The organism is Pseudomonas sp. Irchel s3a18 (genome assembly GCF_900187535.1).
Lineage (GTDB): Bacteria > Pseudomonadota > Gammaproteobacteria > Pseudomonadales > Pseudomonadaceae > Aquipseudomonas.
In genome coordinates, this window is the sequence record NZ_FYDV01000003.1 from 86,040 (window position 1) to 111,702 (window position 25,663).

Consider the following 25,663-nt stretch of genomic DNA (forward strand, 5'->3'; position numbering starts at 1 on the left):
CAGCAACACCTAAGCCGCTTAGACGGCCATTCACACAGAAGTGCATACCTGCTATCAGTTACAGACAGCTTCAGTCCACGCAAGCTTAACAAGGCCCTCAGGGAGCGTATGCGTTTGATGTCTAGCGTCTCTCAGTACACTTCTGTCTGGGTCAAAGTCGAGAGTGGTTTCCTACTCGCAGTGAGTGGCCCGCTTGTAGTTGCAGAGATTGTGTCTAGTTTCCTGTCGGAATACAGAGAGACAGGCGGTTATACAGAGTCTCTGTTGTATCGTGGTGCGGCTCGTAGGCTGTTCCACGGAGTTGTGCAACAAGAGTTGAAGGGGTACGTGCAGCAGGGGCGTAGTTATGGTGCTAGCCGATGAACGCAGAGACAATCGCCAAACTCACAGGTTTACTCAGTTTCCAAGTTGACCTGTCCGGTCTACATCGTTTTAACGCCAGTCTGACCCAAGTTGAACGGCGTATGAAGTCAATGTCACGACAGGCTGACCAACTGGCAACAAAACTTGGTAATGGCCCGAAGGCAACAGCACAGAAACATGATACATCCTTACGTCATAACCTGAACCGTGAGTTGCAGCTTGAAACAGCTGTAGCCAAGGCTAAGCGGTATACATTCGCTGCTGAGTTGGCCCAACAGAAGTTGCAGTTTGCTGGAGCCAAGCAGAGTGCATTCCTTGCCACTACTGCCGTTAGAGCCAAACAGGCGTCCGCTGTAGCTGATGCCAAGGCCCACAAGGCCACTCTGGAACGCTTGAAGGCACAAGGGCAGGAGATTAAGAACACTGCCACTGTAGCGGCTGCAAAGACTCGACAGGCAGGCTTAGAGCAGCGACTGGCCCAACAGCAGGTTAGGACTGCAACACTGCAACAGAAGCACGTACAGAGTTTGACAGTCACGCAGCGTCTTGAGTTGGCACTAAATGAAGCCCGTGAACGTGGCATGAGGGCAGCACAGAAGTTTGCAGTGTCTCAACAGCAGGCAAGGTTACGTGACCAACGCCAGATAGAGGCACACCAGCAAAAGTCTGAGCGCTTCGAAGGCTGGAAGGCTCGCCAGAGCCATTGGGAGGCCACACGTAATAGCCCTCGTGGTGGTGATGGTTTCGGTCTTGGCTCCTTCTCAATCGCCCTGGGGGCGGCTGGTGCAGCCTTGTACGCACTCACAAGTGCAGTGGCATACGCTGGTGAGCGCATCAAGCTACGTCAGGAGAGTGCTAGTGGTGCCGAACAGTTCAACACAGCTTTGGAAACGAGTGGGGGGAAGAACCCACTGAACCAGAAGTTCAGCCGTGACAAGTTCGTAGAGATTTCCAACAAGTACGGTATGGAGCTGTCTGTAGAGGCAGTCAAGGTATATGCCAGCTTTGTTCAAGGGCAGATTGCACTAGGTAAGACTCTGGAGCAAGCCACGAAGATCTATGAAGATCAGTCTGCCGTGTTCCGGGCTGCTGCACTTGATAAGGAAGCCCAGAAACGTGCGGCATATCAACTTGGTCAGATTCGCGCGAAGGGGCGTCCCGAAGGGTCTGATGTAAACGATCTGTTCGATGCTGTTGGTGGGCCTGTTGCTAGTGCAATTCGACAGGCAGCGGCTACACGTTTGAAGTTTAAGGGCAAGGTTGAAGAGCATGCGGGCTGGTTCAAGGCCCAAGTGACCAAGGGCAACATCCTTGCCAAAGACTTCGATCAGGGCATGACTAACTACCTGACCGCTAATCAAGATGTCTTATCGAAACAGATGAAGTCTATCGACGCCGACCAGACCAGAGCCGATAACCAGAAGTTCATGAATGACAACCAACTGAACTCCAGCCAAGAGTTGAAGGATGTTATCCATGAGCGTATTCAAGCTGATCGTGAGTTGAACGAAGCCATGCAGCCGGTTAACGCTGCATTGGCAGGTATGGATATCGGGCTAACCAAGTTCAAGACGGCTCTAGTGCGATTCATCACCGGCAAAGATGCTGATGGAACAGATAATACTCCAGAAGAGCGAGCTGCATCTCTTGCATCTGCTGGTGGTGCTGATGGAGTTATCACATTACCTAATCAGGGTGCAGCATCAATTACCGAACAACAACGGTTGGATGCCAATGCCGCTGATCCTGTTAGCAACCTTTGGAACTGGGTGTTAGGCGGTAAGGATGCCAAAGAAAAGGCAGAAGAGAACAAGGCTCGCTGGGCTGATGTGAAAGTTCCAGAGAAGAGCCTGTTTGGGTTTGATAATCCATCGCTCAACTTTGAGAAGCTATTCAAGAGTCTTGAAGTTGGAGATGTGGCTGATGGTCAGTATCGTAGGTTTCGACCTGATGTTCTGGAGCCACTTGATGTATCTAATATCCTGGGTGGTTATGAGTCTCAGGCGAAGTTGAAGTATCCTGAACCAGAGCAGCGTCCAGTTGAAGCCCCGGTGAACACTACAACGAACAACATCACCGCCCCTGTGACGGTAAATATCACAACAGAGACAGATGCCTCGGCTGAGGATATTGCAAGACTTATTCGCCGTGAAGTTAATGATAGCTTTGGTCTAACGCTCCAAAGGACTAACGCTGGCCTGTCAGAAGCCAAATAAATAAGCCTGTGCAATGCAGGCTCCCAACAACACATAACTAAAGGAATCCTAGTGAACTACATAATTAAGGCGGTGGTAGCCGCCTGCATAATCCAAGTGGTCGCCATGTTAACAATGTCGGCATATGTTTATGATCGTAGTAGTCACGAGGCTAGGTTCTTCGCTGCCATCGCAGAGAACAACGCAAGGCTCTCAGCCACTGCGTTAGTGCTGGAACACCGCACAGAAGTGCAGCAACAGTTCTCACAAGAGCGTGAGCAGATGAAAGAGTATGTAGATAGAACAGTGAATCGTAAGCTCAGCCAATCAAAGCACACAGGAGATAAATAATGAATACAGTCTACGACAATCCAAACACGGCAATGCATGATGCATAGGCCGCGTAACCAACGAACTTGTCACTGCCGCCATTGCGGTGTTGGCTTTCTGTCATTCAAGGCAACTGCATTCTGTAGTTCTCATTGCAGACAAACATTCATCGCCATTCACGGCACAACTCATTCAAACACAGGAGCGACCGAAGATGGCGCCAGTAAAACGAACATCAACAAAGACTAAGAAAGATACGCGTAAGACATGCACTGTATGCAAGAAGAAGTTTCAACCCGAGCACAGGGCTACTAAGACTTGCAGTGAAGAGTGTAAGCGTGTGAAACGTAACAAGGGTAAGAAGGGCGCACGGAAGAAGCGTGAGCCAAAGCCATTGCAGATGTCCAATGCGTTCATCCGGTTGTTACTTCGTCATGCAAAAGAAGCAGGTACAGTTCAAATCGTCGAGGGCATTACTGCTGAACAGTTGGATGAGTTGCATGAGATGCATAAGTTGCAAGTGCGGGCCAATCCATCCAGTGCAAAAGTGTTCGGTGCATATCACTTCAGTCATGTGTACCCAGTGAAAGGCCAGAAGCACACGGGGAAGTTTGTTCCATGCAATCTGGTGATAGCTAGTGCTTCCCTGAACCGCTCTTTCAAGAATACTCATCTTGGCGGCGGTGCATATATTCACTTCTCCGAAAAGAACAGTAAGTGGGATGTTCAAGTTGGTATGGATGACAAAGCCATCATGGAACTGATGATTGAGTGCATCACTCGCCCTGTATGGGAAGCGTTCACCAAAGTCACTAAGTTGTTGCCTAGCACTCGACAAGCTCGCTTGGACACTTTGGGAAAACTTCTTGATCCGACGAACCCAGAACATGCCGCATACTTGAAGGCATTAAATACACCGGGTATCAGTACGCAAGATCTTGGAATGCTTGTTGAGGCTGTGACAGGGAAGGAGATTTTTCAAGTTGGTGGTGGCTGTTACGTTAGCCCCATGATGATGCTCATCGTTGAAACGGAGAGAATGTCTGCGTATCGGTCTGAGTTGTTGCAAGTGTTGAAGGTGCTGGAACAGGTGCAGCAGATGTCTTCATACTTCGCTCACGATTCGTTCGCCATCACTGAGTTTGATGAGGGTTTGTTCTTCGATTTCCTTCATGGTAAGACAATCACTGAGACAACAGTGGAAGTGCTTAATGACTTCTTGGTTGAGAGTCTGACCAGTATCTACGATGCTGCTGCAATTCGACCAATGTTCGGCCCTGCACCAATCGACTCCTACAGTCCGGCACAACTCGCTGAGTACCGTGCAATGAATGTCGGGGCGGTAGCAAGTCGGGAAAATCCTGGGGCTTCAGACTTCTGGGATGAGGTGATGGAACAACAGTTAGCCGCATAACATGAGCCCGCCAGTGATGGTGGGCTTTCTCATGCTCGAAAGAAACTCACGGGGAGGGGGTATTGCTTCTAGAAAGTGTCCCACTGAAATGGTGTCCAAGTGCCCTGCAGGCCGCTGTTTCCGTGGGCTGTAGCCCGATTGAAGGTGGGTAATACACTGGGCAAACTGATTGTGCAGAAGCGTTGATTAACCCCATAGCGTGAGCTATGAATAGTGGTCCTAGATAGCGTCCGCTATCAACAGTAGTCCCGGTGAACGGACGTTCATAGTGGTCTCCATCCTAGGTTTACTCTTCTTGGAGTATGTATGTGTTTATTACTCCAAGAGGGAACTGCCGTTACGTGGAATAGTACGAGGGCGAGTGAACGGCAGTTCACAAGGTGAGCCACTGTGTGTGTCTCCGCTCATAGGGCTACTGGCTACTTGTACCAGCTCTCTTGAAACCACGGGTTAGTTCCAAATGGTGTGGCAGTGTTGTTCTTCAGAAACATACGATAGTGTTTATCACCAGTATAACCACCGTAACTGTTCTTGGCATTCACTGAGCAATCCACGATGTAGCCGAATACAGTCGGTTCTCCGCCGCTAATTGGAGCGTCTCGGAGATAGCCTTTATAGGGAGTTCCGAATTTGTACTGAGCAGAGTAGGGGTCTTTGAGGGTTTGTTGAAAGTAGCCTATCACTGTTTCTTGATAGTTGGTCGGAAAGTCACCGTAGTCGCCTCTTGCAACCTTTGACGGATCAACAGGTGATGATGTGCAACCCATGACAGTCATTGTCGTAGTTATCAGTGCGGCGGTAGCCAATCGTCTAAACATGGTGTCTTCCTTGTAGAGAGTGTCTGATGGCACAATGCCCAACGATCAGTGTAGACAGCGCCCAACAAAACTCTATGGAAAGGGTCAATCAACTATGCAGAACCCTACAGCCCATCACTGATCCAACCTGGCCCCCGCGCTGCACATACCGCTGGGGCCCTTATTCTACGGGGCTTCCGGTTAATACGGGTCAAGCAGGATGCGTTCTGATCACTCAGATTCACTTTTTGCTCTAAAGATTCACTTTTTGTCCTGAATCATCGATTTCCCGCAAGGGAAGGGCGTCCCACTACCCTGAGCCACTGTATGCGGTCAGATGTCGGCAGATGCCTGGAGCTGGGCTAGGCTGGTCATTCCCACATTCAAGGATGATCGTCATGCCCACAAACACAGACGCCCATATCGCCACAGCCGATGTGCTGACCCTGCTACTGCATAACCAACATGGGATCGCTGCCGCGTTAGAAGAGCTGGCCTTGTGGGCAACTCGCCAAGGAGGGGCTTACGTGGCGGAGAATGTGTTGGGTTCGCTTCAGGTACTAGACACCAATGCCCAAGCCATCACGGACGCCATCAATCGACTACGGCTAGCCTGAGAGGGATGCCTTCCTAATTAACAGAATGCAGTTGTGTAAATTAGCCAACCCCTATGGTTGTTGACTTCCTGCCGATTTCGGGTAATCTCTGCCTCAAGAGGATATTTTGTTAATTAGCCAAGCCAGTAAACACGGGGGGCGTCATGCAATTAGTCGAAGCAGTGAAGACTTCAGCAGAAGTTCAGCAAGTGGCTCACAAGCTGACGTTGAATGCCCGTGGCAATCCTCTGTACGCCGATCTGTGGATGTTCGGTCTGCAAGTGGCACTCCGCATTTCCGACCTGCTGACGATCACCTACGAAGAAGCTTTGCAAGGTCGCGTCATGATTAAGGAGTCGAAGACTGGCAAGGTGCGGAACATTACGTTGAATGAAAAGGCTGTGGCTATCGTCAGGAAGCGTAGGGATGCCAACCCACACCACCAGTACCTATTTGAAGTGCAGAGCAACCGGGCGAAGGACAAACCCGTTAGCCGTATTGCCGTAGCCACGGCATTCAAGGCTGTTGGTGATGAGTTGGGTATCAGTCTTGGCACCCACTCAATGCGAAAAACCCGTGGGTGGTTGATGCACAGCAGCGGCGTGTCCATCGAGATGATATGCAAGGTGCTGAACCACAGCAGCCCCGCTGTAACCATGGCGTACATCGGCATCACTCAAGATCAGGTTGACGCGACATACCATGAGTTTGTGATCTGACGTCGCGCCTTCCACACTGCCTACAGGCCCGCCACAGAGCGGGCTTTGTCACATCTATGACCTGGCTAACTGCGCGATTGATCGTCCGTAAACGGCTTCACAGACTGCTCCAGAAGGGCGGACAACTTATTTACAGATTTCAGACGTTTCCATTCACCCTGTCAGCACACCGCTCAACACCTCGGGTAGAACCGAGTGTTTCTGTGCACAGTCGCCCCAGCTTATATTTCTGGCCTGAATCTGGATCACACCAAGAGTTGCCCCCTTTTTTCGGGGCGGGGCATGGGATTCTGTGGAGAACGGCCTTGGTTACTTGCAGGGGTACGCCGTTTTGTATGCAAGTACGGCAAGGAGGGAGGCGTCTTCATTCAGTAGCTGGGGGTGTGCTTCAAGGTATTGGATAACGATCCGTATGCCTTGACCATTTTGAGTTCCAGTTTCAGGGAAGCAAGTCTGCATGTCCGGGCTGAGGCTTGGATTCAGAACAAGCATTGTGTTTCGTGCGCCTTCCGTTAATCCGATGCATTGACCTAGTTCAAGCTCACTCACCCCAGTGCTGATTCTTGGATTATCTGCTGCTGCAAGCATCGCCTTGCACGATCTTAGCAACTGATTTCCATCTGCCATTACCTGACCACTTGCCAGAGTCCCCGCCAGTGCAACAGCCCCGATCCATGCCTTCATGATGTCTTCCTTCTGAGTGAGCGAGGCATGTTACCGGGTGCAGTGGCCTAGTGCCATCGACTGCAAGTCGTTACTGTCGGCTATTTCGGGAGGTGGTTCTCTACGCGCTCCACGACTTCAGCTACCCACATCTTGGCCTCGTTCCAGCTCTTGATGTGTTCGCCGCATACAGGGCAGGACAGGTCGTCTTTGTCCCGAACCCTAAGCTTGATGCAGCGAATTTCAAGGGTCGATCCACATTTACTGCACGTGCTGCGTTCGGTAGCCATCTTGATTCCTTGGAAGGGCGTCGGTTGTCTAGGCATAGTGTCACACGTTCGCCCTAGGGCGGAATGCTGCGCCGGGGAGGGCGGTCTGATCCAGCGAATACAGGGCCTAGAGGGGTGTGAGTTGCGCGGAATTAACGTCGCAATATACATACACAGAGGGAACACTCGGAGAGGGATGCACGGTTAGCGTGAGCTAACGACAAGGTTACACGCTGGAGAGTAGAAGAGGATTACATTGATATTGTCCTCAATCCTCCAAGGGTTGTTGCCGAATGCTCACGCATTCCTACGTACCAATCTTGAGCGTTGCTCAACGTGTGACCCTGTTGAATGCTCACGCATTCGGTTGTGCACCACCCACAAGAGCAAAGGCAGAAGCGAAGCGGGATTGTGGGATATTGGGTATGGGTATCCGTCTGATCGAAGATCAAGGGTGTTACGTCCTACGCTGGGTACTGTTGAAAGCGTTCGCTTTCGGATTACCGTCAACGTGTATCCCTGTCTACAGCTCACGCTGTGTGTTCACTCCCCGCAGAGTGCGAGGGTGCCCCTCCGGTATACATATTAGGTCGTTAATTCGGCGCACTCTGCACCCTTGTGCACCCTGTATTCATTGGCCTTCGTCTGGTGTGCTGGCGCGGGTTTTGTCTAGTGAAGGAAGTTTGGAGATCGCTGCCAGCTTCTGGGCCGTACTCGCACCCTTCGAATACACGTCATGCGTCACTGAGCCTTCTTTGTGCCCGACCAGCTCCTTCGCCAAGGGGTCTGGAACGTCCGCCCTGACCAGATGAGTGATTACGGTGTTACGGAAGCTGTGGAAGACGTGGAGCAGGCTGAAGCCTGCTTTCTTACGCAGTCTGCCGAACGCCTTGGAAGCTGCGTGCGAGCGCTTGCCATACTTGTCACCTGAGTCTGTGGGGATCAGGAAGGTGTCTGTGGTGTCTTCAAGTAGGCGGTCAATGGTCGGCAACAGACTTGGGTGAATCGGTAGGACACGCTTGCTCACCTTGCTCTTACTTCGCGGGAAATCGAAGCATCGGATGCCATCGACAGTGATCACGTTGTTTTTGTTGAGCTGGCAGAGTTCTTCGATCCTGGCCCCGGTGTACCAGCCCAATGTGATGAGGTCGGCAAGCGGTTTATCCTCGTTATCCAGTGCGGCTTGACGTAGCTTCAGGGTGTCGTCTCGTGTGTACATCTCCCTGCTTTGTCCCGCTAATTCGGAACCACCGCCCTGAGGCAGCTCGTGCCCTACGAACGGATTCACCTTGTCTTTGTATTCTTCACGCCAAGCCGGGTCGTACTTCGTTGCCCACTTCCAGAACGCAGTGCCCGCCATGAGGTACTGACCTAGTGTTGCTGGCGCGCGATTCAATGACTTGAGCCATGTGTCTATCGTGTCGAAGTTCAGCACCAGTCCCTCTTTCTTGAGAAAGTCCGACAGCCGTTCCATCTTGCCCACTTGCTGATCTACGTGTTTCGGGGCGCCACCACGACTCTCCCTGAACTCTCGGAAGGATTTCACTCGGGCTGTGGTGATGGGGGATCTGGCCTTGTGATCAGCGATCAGGGCGTCAGCTTCAGTGTCTTGTTCTGGCGTGACGTTATACCCGCTCGTGAGTAAGGTCTTGGCGATCACCTTCGACATCTGGCCTATGTCCTCAATGAATCTGAAGTCGCCTCTTGGCTGTTGTTGCCTCATCCGATAGACCTCAGCGAGTCCCGATAAGACCTCAGGCCCGAGTTCTTTAAATGCCTCCAGTTCTTCGTCTGTGACTTCCTCTGTGTTGTCCAGTAGCCCGTCCATCTCTGCCAGCTTGGCCTTGACAGTGTTCTGGTCTATCTCGTGGAGCTTCGTGAGGAAGTTGTCTTGCCAGTCGGCTGGCATCGGTGTGCCTTCACGCGCTGCCTTGATACGAGATTTCCACGTCGCGAGGATTGGAAGGCGTAGGTCCATGGCTTCTTTACGTAGCCCGGTCTTCAGTGACTGGATGAACGCGGCCTTTCCGCCGAAGGCTTGTCGGACGTCAGAAGGGATTGCCAGCTTCACATACCAAGTGGATTCGCCTTTCTTCTGGATCAGGTTGTCTGCCATTGGAGCGCCGTGGAGAGGGGAGTGGTACAGCGGATTGTACTACTCAATTGTACTACTATGCACGCTGAAAGCCCCGGAATACGGGCCTTGCTGGTCGAAAAGGTCGCTTAATTCGAATCTCTCCTTCACCGCCACATTTAAACGTTAGAGCCCTGATTATTCGGGGCTTTTTCGTTTCTGCGGTTCTGAAAAAACACAGCCCATACTTTGGCCCATACCCTGGACGGCTCAGTGCTTTGCGACCAAAGGCTGATTTTTCGACAGTTTCTAAGCGGTGTACATCATTCGACGCGCTGTATTTCAGTGATGACCCCCGCATCGCGAAAGCCGAAGGCATAGCCCTCTGCACGACTGGCTGATTCCAACACCTGGTGCATGAGGCTGCCTTCGATGATCTTGAGAGTGGAGTATTAGGCGGATCACCGGTAGCGATCCGCGAGAATGCTTACTCTGGCATTGTCCAGGATTGTAGCTTGTAGCCCTCCTGGCTCAACTCGGCGCGCACCTCTTCCAGCAGGCTTTCCAGCTGCGCCGGGTCGGAATAGGTACTGGTTGGAATCTGTTTGCGACAAATACGAGTGTGGGCCCGGTCGATGATGGTCAGGCTCAGTTCGCCATTACCGTCTTGCGGAGCCCAGGCGACGCATTGAAAAGGTTCGAATGCGTGGCCGGCAATCAAAAGTGCTTCGTTGATGCGAAACGGAGTGCTCATGGGTCGTCTCTCCTTGTACCCAAACAGATGATGTGCCGTCGGTTGGGCTTACCGGTCGGCTGTTTATTAGTAGGGGGGGGGGCGGGTCACAAGTAGTAATAAGTATGTTTAAACTTTATTTCATTCACGGAAATTAACCCGCGATTGTGAAAGTTGAATGGACGGTAGTAATTCATTAGGGAAGCTCTGAAAAAGACTTCCAGATTTGGTGAAATTGTTGGCGCTAATTGAAAACTCACACACCCTGCCGATTGAAATTTTACCCAGGGCGGATTGCTGATTTCGCAGCAGCAATTTTGGATAAACTTAGCAGCGTGCCGATCACATGAGTCGCGGAAGACCTGCTACATGCAGTCATGCAGCAGGGCATTTCCACAACAACAGTCAAAATTGCTGGTCTTCCTCCCTACCAACCTCGTCCTTGAGCTTACGTTCGCGTGATTTGATCTTCGTCTGTGCAATCAAACTGCTGTGTTGCAGGCGGTACGACTCGTTGCCAGTTCCCGATCAATCATACTTCGGCACAACCCACAATATCTCGACGCTGCCGTCATCCAGGAAGTTGAGCGTCACGTACCAGAAAGTGTCGCGCTCTGGCCCGCAGCAGTCTTTCATTGCTTTACATAACTGCCTGGCGCCGGCTCCAGAGGCGGGAATTTGTTATTTCCTATGTGCGGAACCGCTGGTTGGCGCTCGCCGGAGTGTCCCACCAGCCAGTTGAACCAATCATTCCACCAGCTACCGGGTTGCTGCTCAGCATTCTTGAACCAGGTCTCCGGGTTTTTCGTGACCCGATTATTGGTCCAGTAATGGCGCTTCTGCTTGGCCGGTGGATTGATGACGCCGGCAATATGCCCTGAAGCTCCTAATACAAAACGCTTGGCCCCGGAGAGCAGGTTGGTGCTGGCGTAGGCGCTTTTCCAGGGCACGATGTGATCGTCATGGGTGGCGAGGATGTAAGCGGGAGCGTCAATTGCACGCAAATCAAGCTTGACCCCACAGCACTCCAGCTCGCCTGATTTCAAATCGTTCTGCAGATAGGTGTGGCGCAGATACCAGCAGTACATCGGCCCCGGAAGGTTGGTGCTATCGTTGTTCCAGAACAGCAGATCAAGCGGGATCGGCTTCTGCCCCTTGAGGTATTTGTCGACGTTGTAGTTCCACCACAGCTCGTTGGGGCGCAGTAGGGAAAAGGTATTGCCCATGTCCTCACCACGAAACAGACCGATGGGACCATTCATGCCGCCGATAGTGCGCTCTCGATAGGCCACCAGTTCTTCGTCGACGAATATGTCGATGGGACCGGTATCCAGGTAGTCAAGGAACGTGGTGAACAGGCTCACGCTGGCGATCTCCCTGTCGCCGCGTGCAGCAAGTACTGCCAGCGCCGTGCTCAGCAGGGTGCCGCCGATGCAGAAGCCCACGCAATTGAGTCGCTGCTCGCCACTGATATCGCGGGTCACCTGCAAGGCGTCGATTACCCCGTGCTCAATCAGGTCATCCCAGGTGGTGCCAGCGTGTTCCTCGTCAAAGTTGCGCCAGGACATCAGGAATACGGGATGTCCCTGTTCCAGCAGGTGGCGGACCATCGAGTTGTCCGGGCGCAGATCAAGGATGTAGTACTTGTTGATCGACGGAGGTACGACGAATACCGGGTGTCGGTACTGGGATTCGCTTTGCGGGTAGTACTGAATTAGCTGGAATAGGTGATTCTCAAAGACGATTTCGCCGGGGGTGTTAGCCAGATCGACGCCAACCTTGAAGGCGCCGCTATCACACTGGCGCATTTTGCCTTCGTTCATGTCGCTGGCCAGATGCTGCATACCTGTGAGCAGGCTGGCACCTTGAGTCTCAACCACACGCTGGAGCGCATCAGGGTTACTGACCAGGAAATTGCTTGGCGCACTGGCGGCAATGGCTTGCTCCACCAGATAGCGCAGGCGTTGGCGCGGTTTTTTTTCGTCGATCGGCAGTTTGTCGAGCAGTTTCAGGAGAAAGCTGGAGTTGAGCAGGTAAAACGCAGCGAGGGAGCCGAACAGTGGCTCGCTCCAGTTGCCGCTGGAGAAGCGTCGATCATCGAAGCTGAAGGGTTGGCCGGTCAGCAGTTTTTGGCCGAGTTGGCACCATTGAACCTGGTAGTCCGTTTGTAGACTGTCCAGGGTTTCGCGAGGCAACTCGAACCAGGCGCCGTGCTCATGCCCGGAAAACCACGGATTAGTGCTGACCCATAGGCGTAATTGTTGCACTGCAAAGGAAGCGATGAACGGAGCCTGGCCTGACCAATAGGTTTTGAATGTATGCGCGTTGTTGTCCATAAAGTTCCTTGCCCATACAGATGAGCCGGGCAGAAAAAAAGCCGCGCTTTGCCGGACTCCGGCGTAGCGACGGCAGGAATGCGGGCAGCGTTGTCTGACGCCAATCTGATGCGTGGAACAAGGGTCCCAAGTCCGCGCATGGGCTACTCAGATGCCGTTGGTTAGCGCTCGATAGCCAGGCCGACGCCTTGTCCGCCACCGATGCACAAAGTGGCCAGTCCCTTCTTGCCGTCGCGACGGATCAGCTCGTGCACCAGCGACACCAAAATCCGTGCCCCTGACGCGCCGATCGGATGGCCAAGGGCGATCGCGCCGCCGTTGACGTTGACTTTTCTGGTGTCCCAACCCAACTCTTTGCCAACCGCCAGCGCCTGGGCGGCGAAGGCTTCGTTGGCTTCGATCAGGTCCAGGTCCTCGACGCTCCAGCCGGCCTTTTGCAGGGTCAGGCGTGTAGCCGGGACAGGGCCGATGCCCATGATCGACGGGTCTACACCGGCGCTGGCATAGGCTTTGATCCGTGCCAGAACCGGGAGGCCCAGCGCTTGTGCTTTTGCAGCGCTGGCCAGCAACAGTACGGCAGCACCATCGTTGAGGGTCGAAGCGTTGCCGGCGGTCACGCTGCCGTCTTTCTGGAATGCCGGTTTGAGTTTCGCCAAGGTTTGGGCAGTACTGTCGGCACGCGGCTGTTCGTCGGTGTCGAAGACCAGCGGTTCGCCCTTGCGCTGAGGAATCAGGATCGGGGTGATTTCGCTCTGGAAGCGTCCGCCCTCAATGGCTGCTGCGGCTTTCTGTTGCGAGGCGATAGCGAAGGTATCCTGTGCTTCACGAGAGATCTCGTACTTCTGCGCCAGATTCTCAGCGGTGATACCCATGTGGTAGTCGTTGAAGGCGTCCCACAGGCCATCCTGGATCATGCTGTCTTGCAGTTGCGCATGGCCCATACGCAAGCCGGTGCGTGCCTTGGGCAGAACATAGGGGGCCAGACTCATATTTTCCTGACCGCCAGCGATTACCAGTTCCGCGTCGCCGCAACGGATTGCCTGGACGGCAAGATGGACCGCCTTGAGACCAGAGCCGCAGACCTTGTTCAAGGTCAGGGCAGGGGTGGTGTGTGGCAAGCCAGCCTTGATCGCTGTCTGGCGTGCCGGGTTCTGCCCAGCGCCGGCAGTGAGTACCTGGCCGAGTATCACTTCATCAATTTGAGTAGCATCGATACCCGTCTGCTCCAGCAAGCGGCGAATCACTGCGGCACCCAGTTCGGTCGCGGGAATTGCAGACAAAGCACCCTGGAAACTGCCAATGGCGGTACGAGTTGCGGCAACGATTACGACTTCGTTCATGCGTGACCTCATGGAAAAGACAAAATTCGGCGAACAAACCAGGGCATTTATGCCTTGGTTGGGGGTTATTGCATGTTCATGCCGCCGTTTACCGAGAAGTCGGCACCGGTGCTGTAGGCGGACTCATCGGAGGCCAGCCAGGCCACGATTGAGGCAATCTCTTCGGGTTGGCCAAGGCGGCCGACCGGTGTTGCCGCGATCATGCCTTCGAGAATGTCCGGGCGTATTGCTGCGGTCATGGATGTCTGGATGTAACCTGGGGATACGGTATTGACGGTCACGCCCTTGCCGGAGACTTCCCGGGCCAGTGCCATGGTGAAACCATGGATGCCAGCCTTGGCGGCGGAGTAGTTGGTCTGGCCGAACTGGCCACGCTGACCGTTGATGGAGGAGATATTGATGATCCGCCCCCAGCCTTTGGACAACATGCCTTCAATGACCTGCTTGGTGGTGTTGAACAGGCCCGTCAGGTTGGTCCCGATCACGCTGTTCCAGTCTTCCGGGGTGAGCTTGCGAAAAGACGCGTCGCGGGTGATGCCGGCGTTGTTGACCAGCACATCGATCGGGCCGAATTGTTCACGAGCCATCTCGAAAGCCTTGCGGGTTGACTCCCAATCGGTGACGTCACCATAGATGAACTCGAACTCATAACCCGCCTCCAGTTGACTGGCACGCCAGTCGTTCTTGCGGCTTGAATCAGAGCTGCAGCCGACGATTACCTTGAATCCTTCCTTGTATAGACGTTGGCTGATTGCCGTACCGATACCGCCCATACCACCCGTTACCAAAGCAATGCGACTACGCGATTCCATACATCTACTCCATTTTTTTTTGCGCTGCAGGAGAGAAGATTGTTCGACATCGACGGGCCGTGCGGAAGTGTTTGTAGGTGACGTTTTCGTGTCCATCGGTGCCACCCGGGCGTTTTGGCCCGCTGGCAAAAAATGAGGAGTACCTATACTGGGATCAATACCTGAAACTCCACAGGCAGTTAATATTTGTGCAACAAAATTGAAATATGTTCAGCGTAGGTCAATATTGGCTCCGGACAGGATGTTCGGTTCCACAGGTTATTGAGGGAGCTATGTATAGAATGAGTTCAGGTTATGCCGGCGTGCTGGCGAAGACGCTTTTGGCTCAAGGACTGGATTTTGCCAGTCTGTGCGAGGAGGCTGGACTTGATGTCACGCTCGTGAATAAACCGGGAGTATTCTGCGAGCGAAGCGTTATCTATCGTTTATGGGACCTGGCCGCTCAGGCCTCGGATGATCCGAACATCGGTTTGAAAGCCTACGGAAATTTCCATCCCAGCGTTTTTCAGATCGTGGGCTACACGATGATGTCCAGTTCGAATTTGAAAAGGGCGCTCGAACGTCTGGTTCGTTTCAGCCCGTTGATTAGTACTGGATTCAGCCTTTTCTTTATCCGGGAGCAGCAGAATTACCGTCTTGCCGCGCTCGATCATCAGCAACATGGCTCGGTCAGACCCCGGCAACATACGGATGCAGGGCTGGCTTCGCTGCTGGGTTTCTGCCGTTGGCTGGCGGGTGGCAAGTTGCCGCAACCGTTGAGTGTGGAGTTCGCTTATCCCGAACCTGAAGACACGTCGGAGCATCAGCGGCTTTTTGGCTGTCCACTGCGTTTTGGGGCTGCTTATGACAGCATCGTGTTCGATGGCCAGGAGCTTCTGAGTCCTTTGAGTATGGCCAACGAGGCGTTGGCCACGCTCCATGACAGTTTTGCCGAGGCTCAGCTGGACCTGTTGTCCGGCAACTCTATTGTTGCCAGGATTCGCGCGCTGATTACCGAGCGCCTGAGTCAGGGGCAAGGGCAATGTGATATGGAATCGATTGCTGCGGCACTGAGCATCAGCAAGCGAACGCTTCAACGAGGCCTTGAGAAGGATGGCGCGCAATTCAAGGATGTCCTGAACGATGTGCGCCGGCAGTTGGCCGACTTCTATTTGCGCCATTCTCATTTCAGCATGAAGCATGTGACGTATCTGCTCGGTTTTCATGATCACAGCAGCTTCCATAAGGCTTGCACCCGTTGGTTCGGTATGACCCCCGGTCAATATCGGGTCGACGAGTCGTTGTTTGCGGTCGAGGAAGCCGTGCCGATGCCTGTCCGAGTCATGAACCCCGCCGGTCTGCGCAGAGATCAAAAGATCGGAGGCTTCGCCAACTCTTACGCCGAACGGATACACCGGTAATTCCTTGTGAAGGCTCATTGAGGCGTTCATTGAGGCTTTGGACCTTTTGTCCTTTTGCTCGCTTTGCGTTTTGGGGCTTTAGCTACGATGACGGGGGCGGGCGCCGGTGTGATCTCCGACGGCAGCACTGCCACAAACGGGGATGGCTCCAGAGGGGGCGCCAGCTGAATGACATCTGTTTCACTGGGCGGTTGGGTCAGGCTAAAACTTGGCAAGGGGACTTCGAGTAGCGCGTGCAGTTCACGCCAGAATTCGCCTTCAGCTCCAGTAATTGTCAGCAGTTCGGGCATCAATTGCCCAACGGCTGCGAGGACCTGTTGGCGTGCCTTGGTGTCCGGGAGTAGCAAGGGCAGGCTGCGTAAGCTTTCTTGTGGGTGGGCAAAAACCAGCAGGTTCTGCAACCGGATGGCTTCGCGCAGGGCAGCAGGCTCATTGCTGTAGTCCTGGACCAGCAGATGCACCTGCTGGATCAGTTTTTCAATGCTTTCCTTGCCCGCCTTATCGCTGTCGCGGCCCAGCAAAAGCAGAATCCGCACCAACGCTTCCAGCGGGCCGCCATGGGGCAGTGCATCCTGCAGGCGTTCGATCAGGGCTTGGTCTTGCTGATCAGCATGTGCCTGGAGATTTCGCACAGGCTTGTTGCTGGTGAGGACACTCAGTGCGCCGTAAATGCCATAGAAACACAGCTCCTGGGTGGCATCGCGGATATCGCGATAAGCATTCAGGGCGTCTTGCGTCTGGTTGGAGAACAGCTCCTGCCAGGCCAGCAACGGGTTATCTTTGCGTGCAGGACGACGATCACTTCTCACTTGGGAGGCGGTCCTGGCCAACCACCATAGCGCCGGATTCAGGCTGCTCCATAGCACTTGCTGCTGATGGAAGGGATGCGTCCTGCGCATCAGTTCGGCAACGGGCTCGTTGACTATCTGACGTAGCCACGGGCGTATGAACCCGTCGTAAAACGTGCTGTTGATTTCAGACGCACGCTCCACCAGAGAGAATTCGCGATCGTCATCACGAGTCGGCTCGACGTCATCATGGATATCGGCGATTCGCCTTGATTCGAAACGCACTCGGTATTGCACGTCACCGCTGCCTGAGGCAGCCGGCAGATCGTCGATCAGCATTTCGTATAGCCCTGCCGGCAGCGCATTGATGGCTTCGACCGCACCGAGCAACCCACGGTGTTCACGTTGCGCCACCTTGCCGGAAACAAAAATGCCCAAATGGCCGATGCTAGCGTGCCGCAGGTAGACGATGGTACGTCCTGCGTCATGCAAAGCGAGATCGCTGGGATAGACATCGGTGATCCAGTTCAATGCCTGCTGTGGAGGGGTGATGTTGTCTCCGTAGGAGCAGAATACCACCACCGGTACTTCGATCCGTTTCAGGTCAATGCCGGAGCTCTTGCGGCCGAGACCGCCGGACAACTGGTTGCCGATGAAAAGGTCATCGACAATCATCTCGATTTCTTCGCCATTGAGCAGGGTCGGGCTGCCCCACCAGCGTTCGAAGTCGAGAAAGCGCGCAGCCTCGCTGTCGACCTGGCTGAACAGCTGGTAGTACTTGCCCCAATAGGTGTTGGCCGGGTCCAGGTTTTCGAAATTGCTGACCAGCCAGGTACCGTCGAAACGGTCATTGCCCAAGTCGCTGCCCAGGCGAGCCATCCAGCCGCCACCCAGCAGGCCACCGGTATAGCGCATCGGATTGCGTCCATTGACACCGGCCCAGTACGACAAGGGGGCACCATTGATAATGATCAACCCTGGCAGTTCCGGCCGTGTTGCCGCCAGTCCCATCAAGGCCCAGCCGGCCTGGCAGTTACCGATGATGATCGGCTTGCTGTTGGCCGGGTGAAGGGCACTGACGACTTCGATGAACCGGGCCTGGGCTTCGACGATATCGGCCAGGGTTTGCCCGGGCTGTGGCGAGTGACTGAAAGAGATGAAATAGGTGGGGTGGCCGGCTCTGAGGCTTTCACCTAATACCGAATCCTGTTTGAAGCCGCCGATTCCCGAGCCGTGGCCGCCGCGTGGGTCAATGATGATCACCGGCTGGCTATTGCTGTCGATTCTTTGCTCTGGTCCGGGGAGGATTCGCAACAGTGAATAGTTGACCGGGCGTGGGAGATCGGAGCCTGCGACCAGGGTTTCATGATCGAACTTGAGCAGCAGAGGATACCCGGCGCGTTCATGGGCCAGCGTATTGTCGCCACGCTGGCGCAGTGTGTCCCAGAACAGCAGGCTGCGTTGGCCGAGGTCGGTGAAGTATTCCTGCCAGTCAGTGGGCGTGGGTTGTTTGAGTTGACCCCGCTTAAGAGGCGCGAGGGTTTTTTCCTGGCGCTGGCGCAAAGCATCAAGGACGTTCAGGGTATTGAGGTGCTGCAGATGACTCAGGTGTTCGAACAGGCTGCGTTGAGAGGAGAGTCTGTCATATTGCGATGCAATAATATCTTCCTGGCCCATGGTGATCTCCTGGCTTCATGCATGAGAAGCAGCTCGCCTGCATCTCATCATTAAAAAGAGCTTGGCTGGCCGTTCGCCTTTCAGGAGTCTATAGCGAATAACGGTGGGAGGTGAAGGATTGTTGTGCGGCGCACAAAAAAACATTGCCAAACGAATTTGTGCACTGCAATATCAAGGCTAACGCGATGCTCGGCAGGATCGCTATCGCGTCCTCAGGCTCATGTCGGCCTTTCAGAATCAGGAGATTCAAGCATGACTTTTTTTAACTCGGAAAAATTGCAAGACGCTCAGAAAGCCAATCTAGACCTCCTGCAGCAAATCAGCGGCAAAATCTTCGCCAGCGTTGAACAGCTCACCCAATTGCAGATCAAGACTCTGCAGGCCTCCACCGAGGAGCAGTTCGACGGTTTCCGCAAACTGCTGGCAGTCCGTGATCCACAAGGGTTCGCTGAGCTCCAGGCTTCTTTCACCCAGCCAAATGTGCAAGCCGAACGCCTTGCTGAGTTCAATCGTCAAGTACACGCGCTGATTGTTGGCACCCAGTCGGAAATCGCCCAACTGACCACGCGTCAGGTCGAGGCGGGCACCAAGCAGGTGCAAGAGTTCGTTGAAGTGATCAGCAAGAATGCACCGGCTGGCTCCGAGCCTGTTGTGGCAGCGTTCAAGTCGTCGCTGGCCAATGCTGGCACCGTTTTTGAAAGCGCACAGAAAGCCGTAAAACAGGCTACTGACGTTGCCCAGAGCGGTTTCGAAGCAGCGACTGCAGCGACTGCCGCAGCCGGGAAAACCGCGCCAGAGACTGGCAAGGCAACAAGCGGTAACAAGTAAGTCACGTTAAAACGGTTACACCGATGGCGATGGGTTTATTCCCCATCGCCATTTTTTTTCGACCCGCCACCCGCGCCTGGCTTGCCTGACGGTGTGCCGCCGAACAGGCCAAAGAGGTTCTGAGTGTTCAGGTAGAGGGCTTTTGACTGGTCGACGTACTGGCGCATCAAATCCTGCATGACCGGTGCTTGTTGATGCATGAACTCACCCCAGGCTTCAGAGGACTGAGCGCCGGTCTGGGACTGGATGTCGATGACCGTCTGGATGCTTTTGTCCAGGTAGCTGCCGAGGACGCCCTGGTAAGGACCGTAGAACTGGATAATCCCCACGAGCATCTCAATGGAGAAGATCGGCTCACCACCACTTTCGGCTTCCAGAATGACCTGCAGCAAAATACTTCGGGTCAGATCCTCGCCAGTCTTGGCGTCGACCACCTCGAAGGGGATTTTATCGATGACCAATTGACGAATATCCGCAAGGGTCAAATGACTGCTGGTGTGCGTGTCATACAGACGGCGATTCGGGTACTTCTTGATCAGACGGGTGGTGTTCCGACTGTTATCTGTCATGCGGGGCTACTCACAGCAAGCCTGATTTACAGGCATCTTATCCTACTCTGACCACTGCCACTCCAATGCGTTGCCTCGCGCGGCACCCGCGGGGTGGTCAGCATAAGAACTTTCTTCATCTTTTGAGTGCTGAGTTTGCGAGGTTGGCCACTTCGAGGCAGGGTCGTTCAATCCCTCAAAACCCGCCTCCGGATAGCGCTTTCGCCATTTGAACACCACAGATTCTGAGATCTGGGCTGATTGCAAGCCTCGCGTTTGAATTCAGCGGAAAAGCAACGACTTTGCTTGGCCATCAGACACCTCGAACTAGTGAGTATTCCCGCCTAAATGGGTGTCCGGTCTCATCAGGCCACTACACTAACGCTTTGGAGACGAAAAAACTTGTCCTTCGGCTAACTACTTAATTCAGGCCTACCGGCCAGGTCACCTTCCGAACTCCAGCACTAAGGGCGAGTGCTGCCGCTATTCTTCAGCGTTTTAACAGGCCCCACGAGCTGAAAATTGCTAAGACGTTTGAGCAATATCCTCTTCCAGCTCACGTACCGCCTTACTGATCTTGATGGCAAACCGCCGCTCAACCTCAGTATCGCTTAAAAGCTTGGCGTCAGCGCCAAGCCAAATCTCAAGCACCTGGCGCTTCTTCACACTTGAAATGCCCCCGTTACCCGAAAGGATGAGTGTCATGCAGGCGCAGACCATGAAGCAGGCCAAGCTGGAAAAGATTCACGTGGAAATCGTCAAGCGGATGGCCGAGCAGATCAAGCTGAACGCCGAGGCCGGGAAGGTGACCTGTGAAACTTCCTGGTATCCAGTTGCTGTTGCCACGGGGTTGATCGGCACGGTGGCCGCTGTCACAGCGGTATTGGTCAAGCTTCTTTAAGGCCTCCCGGCAGTGGAGTGCCATTACTCACGACAAAACCCCTGACGTGCTCGGCGCACGCCAGGGGTTTTGTGTTGTTCGGTGGCGGGTGAGCCGGGCCCGTTGCCTGGGGCCCTGTACGCTCTATCGATTGAATCGCTCGACCAGGGAGTACTGGGTGGACGCTGTCTGGGTCAGTTCCTTGCTCAGGTCCGCGGAGTGGCGGGCCTGTTCCGAGGTTTGGTCGGCCAGGTGGGCGATGGTGGTGATGTTGCGGCTGATCTCCTCGGCGACGGCTGTCTGCTCTTCGGTGGCGGCGGCGATCTGGGTGGTCATGTCGGTGATGTTGGCCACCGCCTCGCTGATGCCCACCAGGGCTTTGTCGGCCTCAAGCACCCAGGCCACGCCTTCCTCGGCCTGGCGATGGCCGCTTTCCATGGTCTGTACAGCGTTGTGGGAAGAGGTCTGGAGTTTGCTGATCAGGTCATGGATCTGGGTCGTGGATTGGGAGGTGCGCTGCGCCAGCTGGCGAACCTCGTCGGCCACCACCGCGAAGCCCCGGCCCATGTCGCCGGCGCGTGCGGCTTCGATGGCGGCATTGAGGGCCAGCAGGTTGGTCTGATCGGCGATGCCTTTGATGACGTCGACGACGGTGCCGATTTCATTGCTATCCCTGGCCAGTTGCGCGACGGTTTGCCCAGTCTCCCCGACGACGGTGGAAAGACGCTCGATGGCCGCGCGGGTGTCCCGGGCCACGTCGCGTCCGCGTGCGGTCAGCAGGTTGGCTTCCTGGGTGGCGTCCGCCGTGCGCTGGACATGGCTGGCGACTTCCTGGGTGGTCGCGGCCATCTGGTTGACGGCGGCGGACACTTGCTCGGTTTCGACGCGTTGGCGATCAAGGCCTCTTGAGCTGTCGGCGGCCAGTACGTCGGATTGTCCAGCCAGCCCGCTCAATTGCTCGGCAGTGTCCTGCAAGCGAGTGAGGCATGTTTTCAGGCGTGCCGCCTGGCTGACGAAGGCGGCTTCCAGGCGCCCCTGGGGTCCGCGCTCATCGCTGTACATCTGCGCGATCAGTGCGTCGGAGGTGGAAGGCTCGGCCATTTGCAGCAGGCGCAGGGTGCCTTGTTTCTGCCAGCGTGAGGTGAGCAGACCGAGCGGTACGGCGACACCGGCGGCCACGGCAATCGCCACGGGTGCGCTGAGAAACAATCCGCTCACCGTGCCCGCCAGGCCCATGGTCAGGTACGGCAGGCAGTCCAGCAGGGCCGGTAGCCAGGTGTCCTGGCGGGGGATGGCCGGTTTGTCCTGGGTGATGCGTTTATAGAGGGACTCGGCCCGGCGGATCTGATCGGCTGTCGGCTTGACCCTGACCGATTCAAAGCCCACCACCCGGCGGCCTTCGAATATTGGCGTGACGTAAGCGTTGACCCAGTAGTGATCGCCGTTTCGGGAGCGGTTCTTGACGATCCCCATCCACGGACGCCCTTGCTTGAGTGCGCCCCACATATGGGCAAACACGGCCGGGGGCACGTCGGGGTGGCGGACGATGTTTTGTGGCGCGCCAATCAGATCCGCTCTGTCAAAACCACTGATGTCGACGAAGGCGTCATTACAGTAGGTAATGACACCGCGAGCGTCGGTCGTGGAGATGAGCTTCTGTTGCGGGGCCAGCGCAATTTCGCGTTGGGTGACGGGCTGGTTGTTTCTCATTCCTGATGCTCCCTGGGTCCGGTAGAAGGCCATCGGCATGCATCGGGAAAATATGAGCGAATGTTTCAAAAAATCATTAGATAACAATGAGTTGTATTTACTGTTTGTCCGTGACCTGGCTCCTGGCAGGAATATTTCCCATGCTATTGAATGGCATGGATAACGGTTTTGGAAGGGGGGGGCGTTCTATCCCTTAGTACCCGCCACCCCCACCGCCGCTGGAGGGCTCCCGTGCTTTTTGCTGTGCATGACTCCATTCGGCGCAGGTCATGAATCCCGTGTGATCGACCTTGCCGTAACTGTCAAAACTGACGCTATAGGTGTGTTTGTGTTCTGCCTGGGTCAGCAGGTAGTCATAGCAGCTGCCAAGCTCGACGGTGCGTTCGCTGATGGACAGGGGCTTGCCGCCGATCTGCTGGACCTGATCCTTGCTCATACCGTTTTCGACGTTGGCGAACAGTGGTTGGTCCTGATAGATCTGAGCGTAGGAGGTGCATCCCGCCACTGTCGAAAATCCGACGAGCAGTGCGAGTAGGAGTATGTTCATGGTCGGGCTCCCGGAGTGAGTGCCGCGAAGAGACACCTGGGTGCATCAGTTCAAGTAAAGTCGAGTTCGGTGGGGTTCGCCAAATCGTCTCGGGGCTCCGAGGGGCGGGAAGGGCAGGCAACAAAAAGCCCGCGCAATGGCGGGCTGTCTGTTTGGGGGGCTGGTTCCATCAGCGGGGCAGAGTGTGCTCCGTGGACCCTGCTCAAGCAACGGTCAGGCGACGAAATGCCAAGGTAGACGGCAAGGTCGATGAGTGGCGCCCGGGCGGTATTCACCCACGCCTGGCGGGTACGGCCTCAAGCTTTCGCAGAGGCTGGATGTCTAACCGATGTGGAGCTACATTTCTCCTTTTGACGACAAGGAATCATCATGCGGATATGGGCAGTGGCGCTTGCAGGCGCGGTGTTGGCCGGATGTTCATTGCCGGCGTCCCTGGTGCCGGGCGAGCCCAATGTCAGCAAGGTGTCGGCCAAGCCACCCAAGGAATACGCCGCTTGTGTGCTGCCGCTCTGGCAGCGGGAGATTCCGAAGACCACCCAGGTCTCGATCTCCAACGGATTCAGGATCAACGCCCCCAGTATCATCACCGCCGATGAAATCCTGGACATCGTCAAGTACAAGGACGGTAGCCGGGTATCGCTCTATCAAGGGCCGCCATGGGCCAAGACCGATGCGCTGCGAAAGGCGGTGCGCGACTGCCTGTAGCTCGCAGGCCTTGCCCGGCGGCAAGGTGAAGGACGTTTGCTGCCGGTCAAGGGTTCTCTTGCGTTTCACAGACGAAGTAATTGCTCTTACGGTTCTTGGCGGTGAGGTCTTTTGTCAGCTTTTTGGCTGCCGCGACACACTGAGCATAGCCATCGGGCTGGGCCCAATGCTCAAGGGGGATCACCTGGCAATCTGTGCGCGATGCGTCCGTGCACAGGTACAGCAGTAAAAACACCGTCATACAGACCCCTGCACGCTCGATATCGCAATCGGTGGCGCAATTCGTGCCTCAAGTCTCCAGTATGTACGTCTCCATGACTTCGGCCAGTTCGCGGCCGATTTCCAGCCCATCAAGGACAGTTCATGATTATCACCACGACCCACTCCATCGAAGGCCGGCAGATTGCGGCGTACCTGGACATCGTCAGCGCGGAGTCCGTGCAGGGCATCAACGTCGTACGGGATATATTCGCCGGGATGCGCGACTTTTTCGGTGGGCGTTCGCAGACGCTGGAACGCGCGTTGAAGGATGCGCGGGCCCAGGCAACGGAAGAACTCAAGGAGCGCGCGCGGAGCGTGCAGGCCGATGCCGTAGTCGGGGTGCACTACGAGATCAGCATTCCTTCCGGCAAGGGCAGTATGTTGATGGTCTTTGTGACGGGGACGGCGGTCAGTCTCAAGTAGACGGGCTGACCGTTCGTCGGGTGTTAAGCTTTTGAAACAGTAGTCTAGTAATGACCGGCTAGTCTCAGAATGCTTGAGGGTCAGTGCTTTTTTAGGCAATCCGTTGCTTGCCGGTATTGACCTGTCTGGAGGAGCAGGGAAATGAGCAATCCTTACATCGAAGATGATGGCGCGGAGTATCCGGTCAATAATTGCGTGCGCTGCGGGCAGACGGATTACGTTTCGGGTTTTGCTGAAACACCGGCAGGATCGGGCAATGCCCGCTCGACAGTGACCAGGAACACGGCAAAGCCGTTTATGCCCAAGGTGGCGGCCCCTGTGCGCAAGCCAGTCGCTAAAGTGTAAGCAGGCCCAGCCAAAGAACGGTTTTCCGTGGGTGGAGGTCGTTGTGTCAAGCGTGTGCCACACTTTGTATCAGGTTTGTCGGACGAGGTTTTTTTTCACGTTTCTTTCACAAGCGCATCCGTAGGCTCAGGTCATCCGTTAAAAGCAATCTTCTCAGCCCGTTCCCCAGCGGGCTTTTTTTTGCCTGCGATAAAACTCTTGGCGTAAATGCTGTCAAACTTGGGCGCTCAGGAAGGAGGGCCGGGTTCCGGAGTGAACAACCCTCTTTCCAGGCATCCCGTTTTTTACTGTTCAGTACACTGTTTGAGGTTTATGTCATGCGTTTAACTCTGCCTGCTCTGGTTATGGGGCTTTTGGTCGCTCAAGGTGCAATGGCCAGTGACGGCACCGCAGCACTGGGTGGCGGTCTTGGCGGCGCGCTGGGTAACGCAGTGGGTCACAAACTGGGCGGTAGCACTGGCGCGGCGATCGGCGCCGGTGTTGCGGGCGCGGCCGGTGGTGCTGCTGGCGCAAGCAAAGGCAGCCGTACCGAAGCCGCCATTGGCGGTGGTATCGGTGCTGCCGGTGGTTCGGTGATCGGCAACAAGCTGGGCGGCAAGTCCGGCTCCACCATCGGTGCAGGCATCGGCGGTGCGGCGGGTAGCGCAGTGGGTAGCAAAATGGCCAAGTAAGGATCACTGATCCTGGCGGCTCGATGTACGAAAACCCGGCGAATGCCGGGTTTTTTTATGACGTCCTACAAGGCATCCCGCACGCCATGGCAGTGATCACCGCTCGTGACTTGCTGGACCACGATCTGAAGGGCGGGGGCGGTAAACAGTTGCTGGATGTAAATCAGGCTCGCTATGCTGCTGAACCCTTTAATCGATGGTGACAAGGGGAATCATGACCATGGCCGTACCTGAGCCGT

The 25,663-nt window shown here is 55.1% G+C and carries 26 protein-coding genes and 2 pseudogenes; 13 read left to right on the forward strand and 15 right to left on the reverse strand.

Features of this window, described 5'->3' with window-relative positions; all coding sequences use genetic code 11:
• Nucleotides 1–359 precede the first annotated feature (359 nt).
• The 3 genes from CKW29_RS05550 to CKW29_RS05560 all read left to right on the forward strand — a co-directional run bounded on the left by CKW29_RS05550 (nucleotide 360) and on the right by CKW29_RS05560 (nucleotide 4,302).
• The gene (locus CKW29_RS05550; protein WP_095148045.1) at nucleotides 360–2,579 is read left to right on the forward strand and encodes a tape measure protein; all 2,220 of its coding nucleotides are present in this window, start codon (nucleotides 360–362) and stop codon (nucleotides 2,577–2,579) included.
• A gap of 51 nt (nucleotides 2,580–2,630) precedes the next feature.
• Nucleotides 2,631–2,909: a hypothetical protein gene (locus CKW29_RS05555; protein WP_095148046.1), complete on the forward strand. Its 279-nt coding sequence runs from the start codon at nucleotides 2,631–2,633 to the stop codon at nucleotides 2,907–2,909.
• Nucleotides 2,910–3,228: 319 nt separating this feature from the next.
• Nucleotides 3,229–4,302, forward strand: coding sequence for a hypothetical protein (locus CKW29_RS05560; RefSeq protein ID WP_143496841.1), 1,074 nt, complete (start codon nucleotides 3,229–3,231; stop codon nucleotides 4,300–4,302).
• Between the two features lie 419 nt (nucleotides 4,303–4,721).
• On the opposite strand, the gene CKW29_RS25435 is transcribed toward CKW29_RS05560, so the two are convergent.
• Nucleotides 4,722–5,120 (reverse strand): hypothetical protein, encoded by a 399-nt coding sequence (locus tag CKW29_RS25435; protein ID WP_143496843.1) that lies wholly within the window; start codon nucleotides 5,118–5,120, stop codon nucleotides 4,722–4,724.
• 377 nt (nucleotides 5,121–5,497) lie between these two features.
• Between CKW29_RS25435 and CKW29_RS05565 the strand changes: the two genes are divergently transcribed.
• Complete coding sequence (locus tag CKW29_RS05565; protein ID WP_095148193.1) at nucleotides 5,498–5,716, forward strand: hypothetical protein; 219 nt, start codon at nucleotides 5,498–5,500, stop codon at nucleotides 5,714–5,716.
• Nucleotides 5,717–5,859: 143 nt separating this feature from the next.
• Complete coding sequence (locus tag CKW29_RS05570; protein ID WP_095148048.1) at nucleotides 5,860–6,414, forward strand: tyrosine-type recombinase/integrase; 555 nt, start codon at nucleotides 5,860–5,862, stop codon at nucleotides 6,412–6,414.
• 309 nt (nucleotides 6,415–6,723) lie between these two features.
• On the opposite strand, the gene CKW29_RS05575 is transcribed toward CKW29_RS05570, so the two are convergent.
• The 7 genes and pseudogenes from CKW29_RS05575 to phbB all read right to left on the reverse strand — a co-directional run bounded on the left by CKW29_RS05575 (nucleotide 6,724) and on the right by phbB (nucleotide 14,641).
• Nucleotides 6,724–7,098: a Rap1a/Tai family immunity protein gene (locus CKW29_RS05575; protein WP_095148049.1), complete on the reverse strand. Its 375-nt coding sequence runs from the start codon at nucleotides 7,096–7,098 to the stop codon at nucleotides 6,724–6,726.
• Between the two features lie 879 nt (nucleotides 7,099–7,977).
• Nucleotides 7,978–9,462 carry a tyrosine-type recombinase/integrase gene (locus tag CKW29_RS05585; protein ID WP_095148051.1) on the reverse strand — a complete coding sequence of 495 codons (1,485 nt, stop codon included), beginning with the start codon at nucleotides 9,460–9,462 and terminating at the stop codon, nucleotides 7,978–7,980.
• 445 nt (nucleotides 9,463–9,907) lie between these two features.
• On the reverse strand, nucleotides 9,908–10,174 hold the full coding sequence (locus CKW29_RS05590) for a hypothetical protein (RefSeq protein WP_095143040.1): 267 nt from the start codon (nucleotides 10,172–10,174) through the stop codon (nucleotides 9,908–9,910).
• A gap of 384 nt (nucleotides 10,175–10,558) precedes the next feature.
• Nucleotides 10,559–10,675 (reverse strand): annotated as a pseudogene (locus tag CKW29_RS05595) (AAA family ATPase); the annotation flags it as partial.
• A 110-nt stretch (nucleotides 10,676–10,785) separates the two neighbouring features.
• Nucleotides 10,786–12,489, reverse strand: coding sequence for a class I poly(R)-hydroxyalkanoic acid synthase (phaC, locus tag CKW29_RS05600; protein WP_095143041.1), 1,704 nt, complete (start codon nucleotides 12,487–12,489; stop codon nucleotides 10,786–10,788).
• A 161-nt stretch (nucleotides 12,490–12,650) separates the two neighbouring features.
• Entirely contained in the window at nucleotides 12,651–13,829 is a 1,179-nt protein-coding gene (locus CKW29_RS05605; RefSeq protein WP_095143042.1) for an acetyl-CoA C-acetyltransferase, read from the reverse strand.
• Between the two features lie 65 nt (nucleotides 13,830–13,894).
• The gene (phbB, locus tag CKW29_RS05610) at nucleotides 13,895–14,641 is read right to left on the reverse strand and encodes an acetoacetyl-CoA reductase (RefSeq protein ID WP_007988010.1); all 747 of its coding nucleotides are present in this window, start codon (nucleotides 14,639–14,641) and stop codon (nucleotides 13,895–13,897) included.
• Nucleotides 14,642–14,913: 272 nt separating this feature from the next.
• Here phbB and CKW29_RS05615 point away from each other — a divergent pair, with 272 nt between their 5' ends.
• Entirely contained in the window at nucleotides 14,914–16,041 is a 1,128-nt protein-coding gene (locus CKW29_RS05615) for an AraC family transcriptional regulator (protein WP_095143043.1), read from the forward strand.
• Between the two features lie 26 nt (nucleotides 16,042–16,067).
• Here the strand turns inward: CKW29_RS05615 and CKW29_RS05620 are convergent, their stop codons facing one another.
• On the reverse strand, nucleotides 16,068–18,506 hold the full coding sequence (locus tag CKW29_RS05620; protein ID WP_095148052.1) for a DUF3141 domain-containing protein: 2,439 nt from the start codon (nucleotides 18,504–18,506) through the stop codon (nucleotides 16,068–16,070).
• A 252-nt stretch (nucleotides 18,507–18,758) separates the two neighbouring features.
• Between CKW29_RS05620 and phaP the strand changes: the two genes are divergently transcribed.
• The gene (phaP, locus tag CKW29_RS05625) at nucleotides 18,759–19,334 is read left to right on the forward strand and encodes a TIGR01841 family phasin (RefSeq protein ID WP_095143045.1); all 576 of its coding nucleotides are present in this window, start codon (nucleotides 18,759–18,761) and stop codon (nucleotides 19,332–19,334) included.
• A gap of 35 nt (nucleotides 19,335–19,369) precedes the next feature.
• Here the strand turns inward: phaP and phaR are convergent, their stop codons facing one another.
• The 3 genes and pseudogenes from phaR to CKW29_RS05640 all read right to left on the reverse strand — a co-directional run bounded on the left by phaR (nucleotide 19,370) and on the right by CKW29_RS05640 (nucleotide 20,587).
• Nucleotides 19,370–19,903: a polyhydroxyalkanoate synthesis repressor PhaR gene (gene phaR / locus CKW29_RS05630; RefSeq protein WP_095143046.1), complete on the reverse strand. Its 534-nt coding sequence runs from the start codon at nucleotides 19,901–19,903 to the stop codon at nucleotides 19,370–19,372.
• 59 nt (nucleotides 19,904–19,962) lie between these two features.
• Nucleotides 19,963–20,137: pseudogene (locus CKW29_RS05635) on the reverse strand (helix-turn-helix domain-containing protein); the annotation flags it as partial.
• Nucleotides 20,138–20,407: 270 nt separating this feature from the next.
• Nucleotides 20,408–20,587, reverse strand: coding sequence for a hypothetical protein (locus CKW29_RS05640; protein WP_256576993.1), 180 nt, complete (start codon nucleotides 20,585–20,587; stop codon nucleotides 20,408–20,410).
• Between the two features lie 13 nt (nucleotides 20,588–20,600).
• On the opposite strand from CKW29_RS05640, the gene CKW29_RS05645 reads away from it, so the two are divergent.
• On the forward strand, nucleotides 20,601–20,783 hold the full coding sequence (locus CKW29_RS05645; RefSeq protein WP_095143582.1) for a hypothetical protein: 183 nt from the start codon (nucleotides 20,601–20,603) through the stop codon (nucleotides 20,781–20,783).
• Between the two features lie 123 nt (nucleotides 20,784–20,906).
• On the opposite strand, the gene CKW29_RS05650 is transcribed toward CKW29_RS05645, so the two are convergent.
• Nucleotides 20,907–22,472, reverse strand: a complete 1,566-nt coding sequence (locus CKW29_RS05650) for a PAS domain-containing methyl-accepting chemotaxis protein (protein ID WP_095148053.1) — start codon at nucleotides 22,470–22,472, stop codon at nucleotides 20,907–20,909.
• Nucleotides 22,473–22,665: 193 nt separating this feature from the next.
• Nucleotides 22,666–23,019 (reverse strand): osmotically-inducible lipoprotein OsmE, encoded by a 354-nt coding sequence (gene osmE, locus CKW29_RS05655; RefSeq protein ID WP_095143048.1) that lies wholly within the window; start codon nucleotides 23,017–23,019, stop codon nucleotides 22,666–22,668.
• A gap of 369 nt (nucleotides 23,020–23,388) precedes the next feature.
• Between osmE and CKW29_RS05660 the strand changes: the two genes are divergently transcribed.
• Nucleotides 23,389–23,724, forward strand: coding sequence for a hypothetical protein (locus tag CKW29_RS05660; protein WP_095143049.1), 336 nt, complete (start codon nucleotides 23,389–23,391; stop codon nucleotides 23,722–23,724).
• A gap of 46 nt (nucleotides 23,725–23,770) precedes the next feature.
• On the opposite strand, the gene CKW29_RS05665 is transcribed toward CKW29_RS05660, so the two are convergent.
• Complete coding sequence (locus CKW29_RS05665) at nucleotides 23,771–23,965, reverse strand: hypothetical protein (protein ID WP_095143050.1); 195 nt, start codon at nucleotides 23,963–23,965, stop codon at nucleotides 23,771–23,773.
• Between the two features lie 122 nt (nucleotides 23,966–24,087).
• Here CKW29_RS05665 and CKW29_RS05670 point away from each other — a divergent pair, with 122 nt between their 5' ends.
• From CKW29_RS05670 to CKW29_RS05685, 4 genes are all read left to right on the forward strand, one after another.
• Nucleotides 24,088–24,408, forward strand: coding sequence for a YbjQ family protein (locus CKW29_RS05670; RefSeq protein WP_095143051.1), 321 nt, complete (start codon nucleotides 24,088–24,090; stop codon nucleotides 24,406–24,408).
• A 141-nt stretch (nucleotides 24,409–24,549) separates the two neighbouring features.
• On the forward strand, nucleotides 24,550–24,753 hold the full coding sequence (locus CKW29_RS05675) for a hypothetical protein (protein WP_095143052.1): 204 nt from the start codon (nucleotides 24,550–24,552) through the stop codon (nucleotides 24,751–24,753).
• Nucleotides 24,754–25,070: 317 nt separating this feature from the next.
• Entirely contained in the window at nucleotides 25,071–25,424 is a 354-nt protein-coding gene (locus tag CKW29_RS05680; RefSeq protein ID WP_095143053.1) for a glycine zipper 2TM domain-containing protein, read from the forward strand.
• Nucleotides 25,425–25,447: 23 nt separating this feature from the next.
• Nucleotides 25,448–25,627, forward strand: a complete 180-nt coding sequence (locus tag CKW29_RS05685) for a hypothetical protein (protein ID WP_095148054.1) — start codon at nucleotides 25,448–25,450, stop codon at nucleotides 25,625–25,627.
• Nucleotides 25,628–25,663 lie beyond the last annotated feature (36 nt).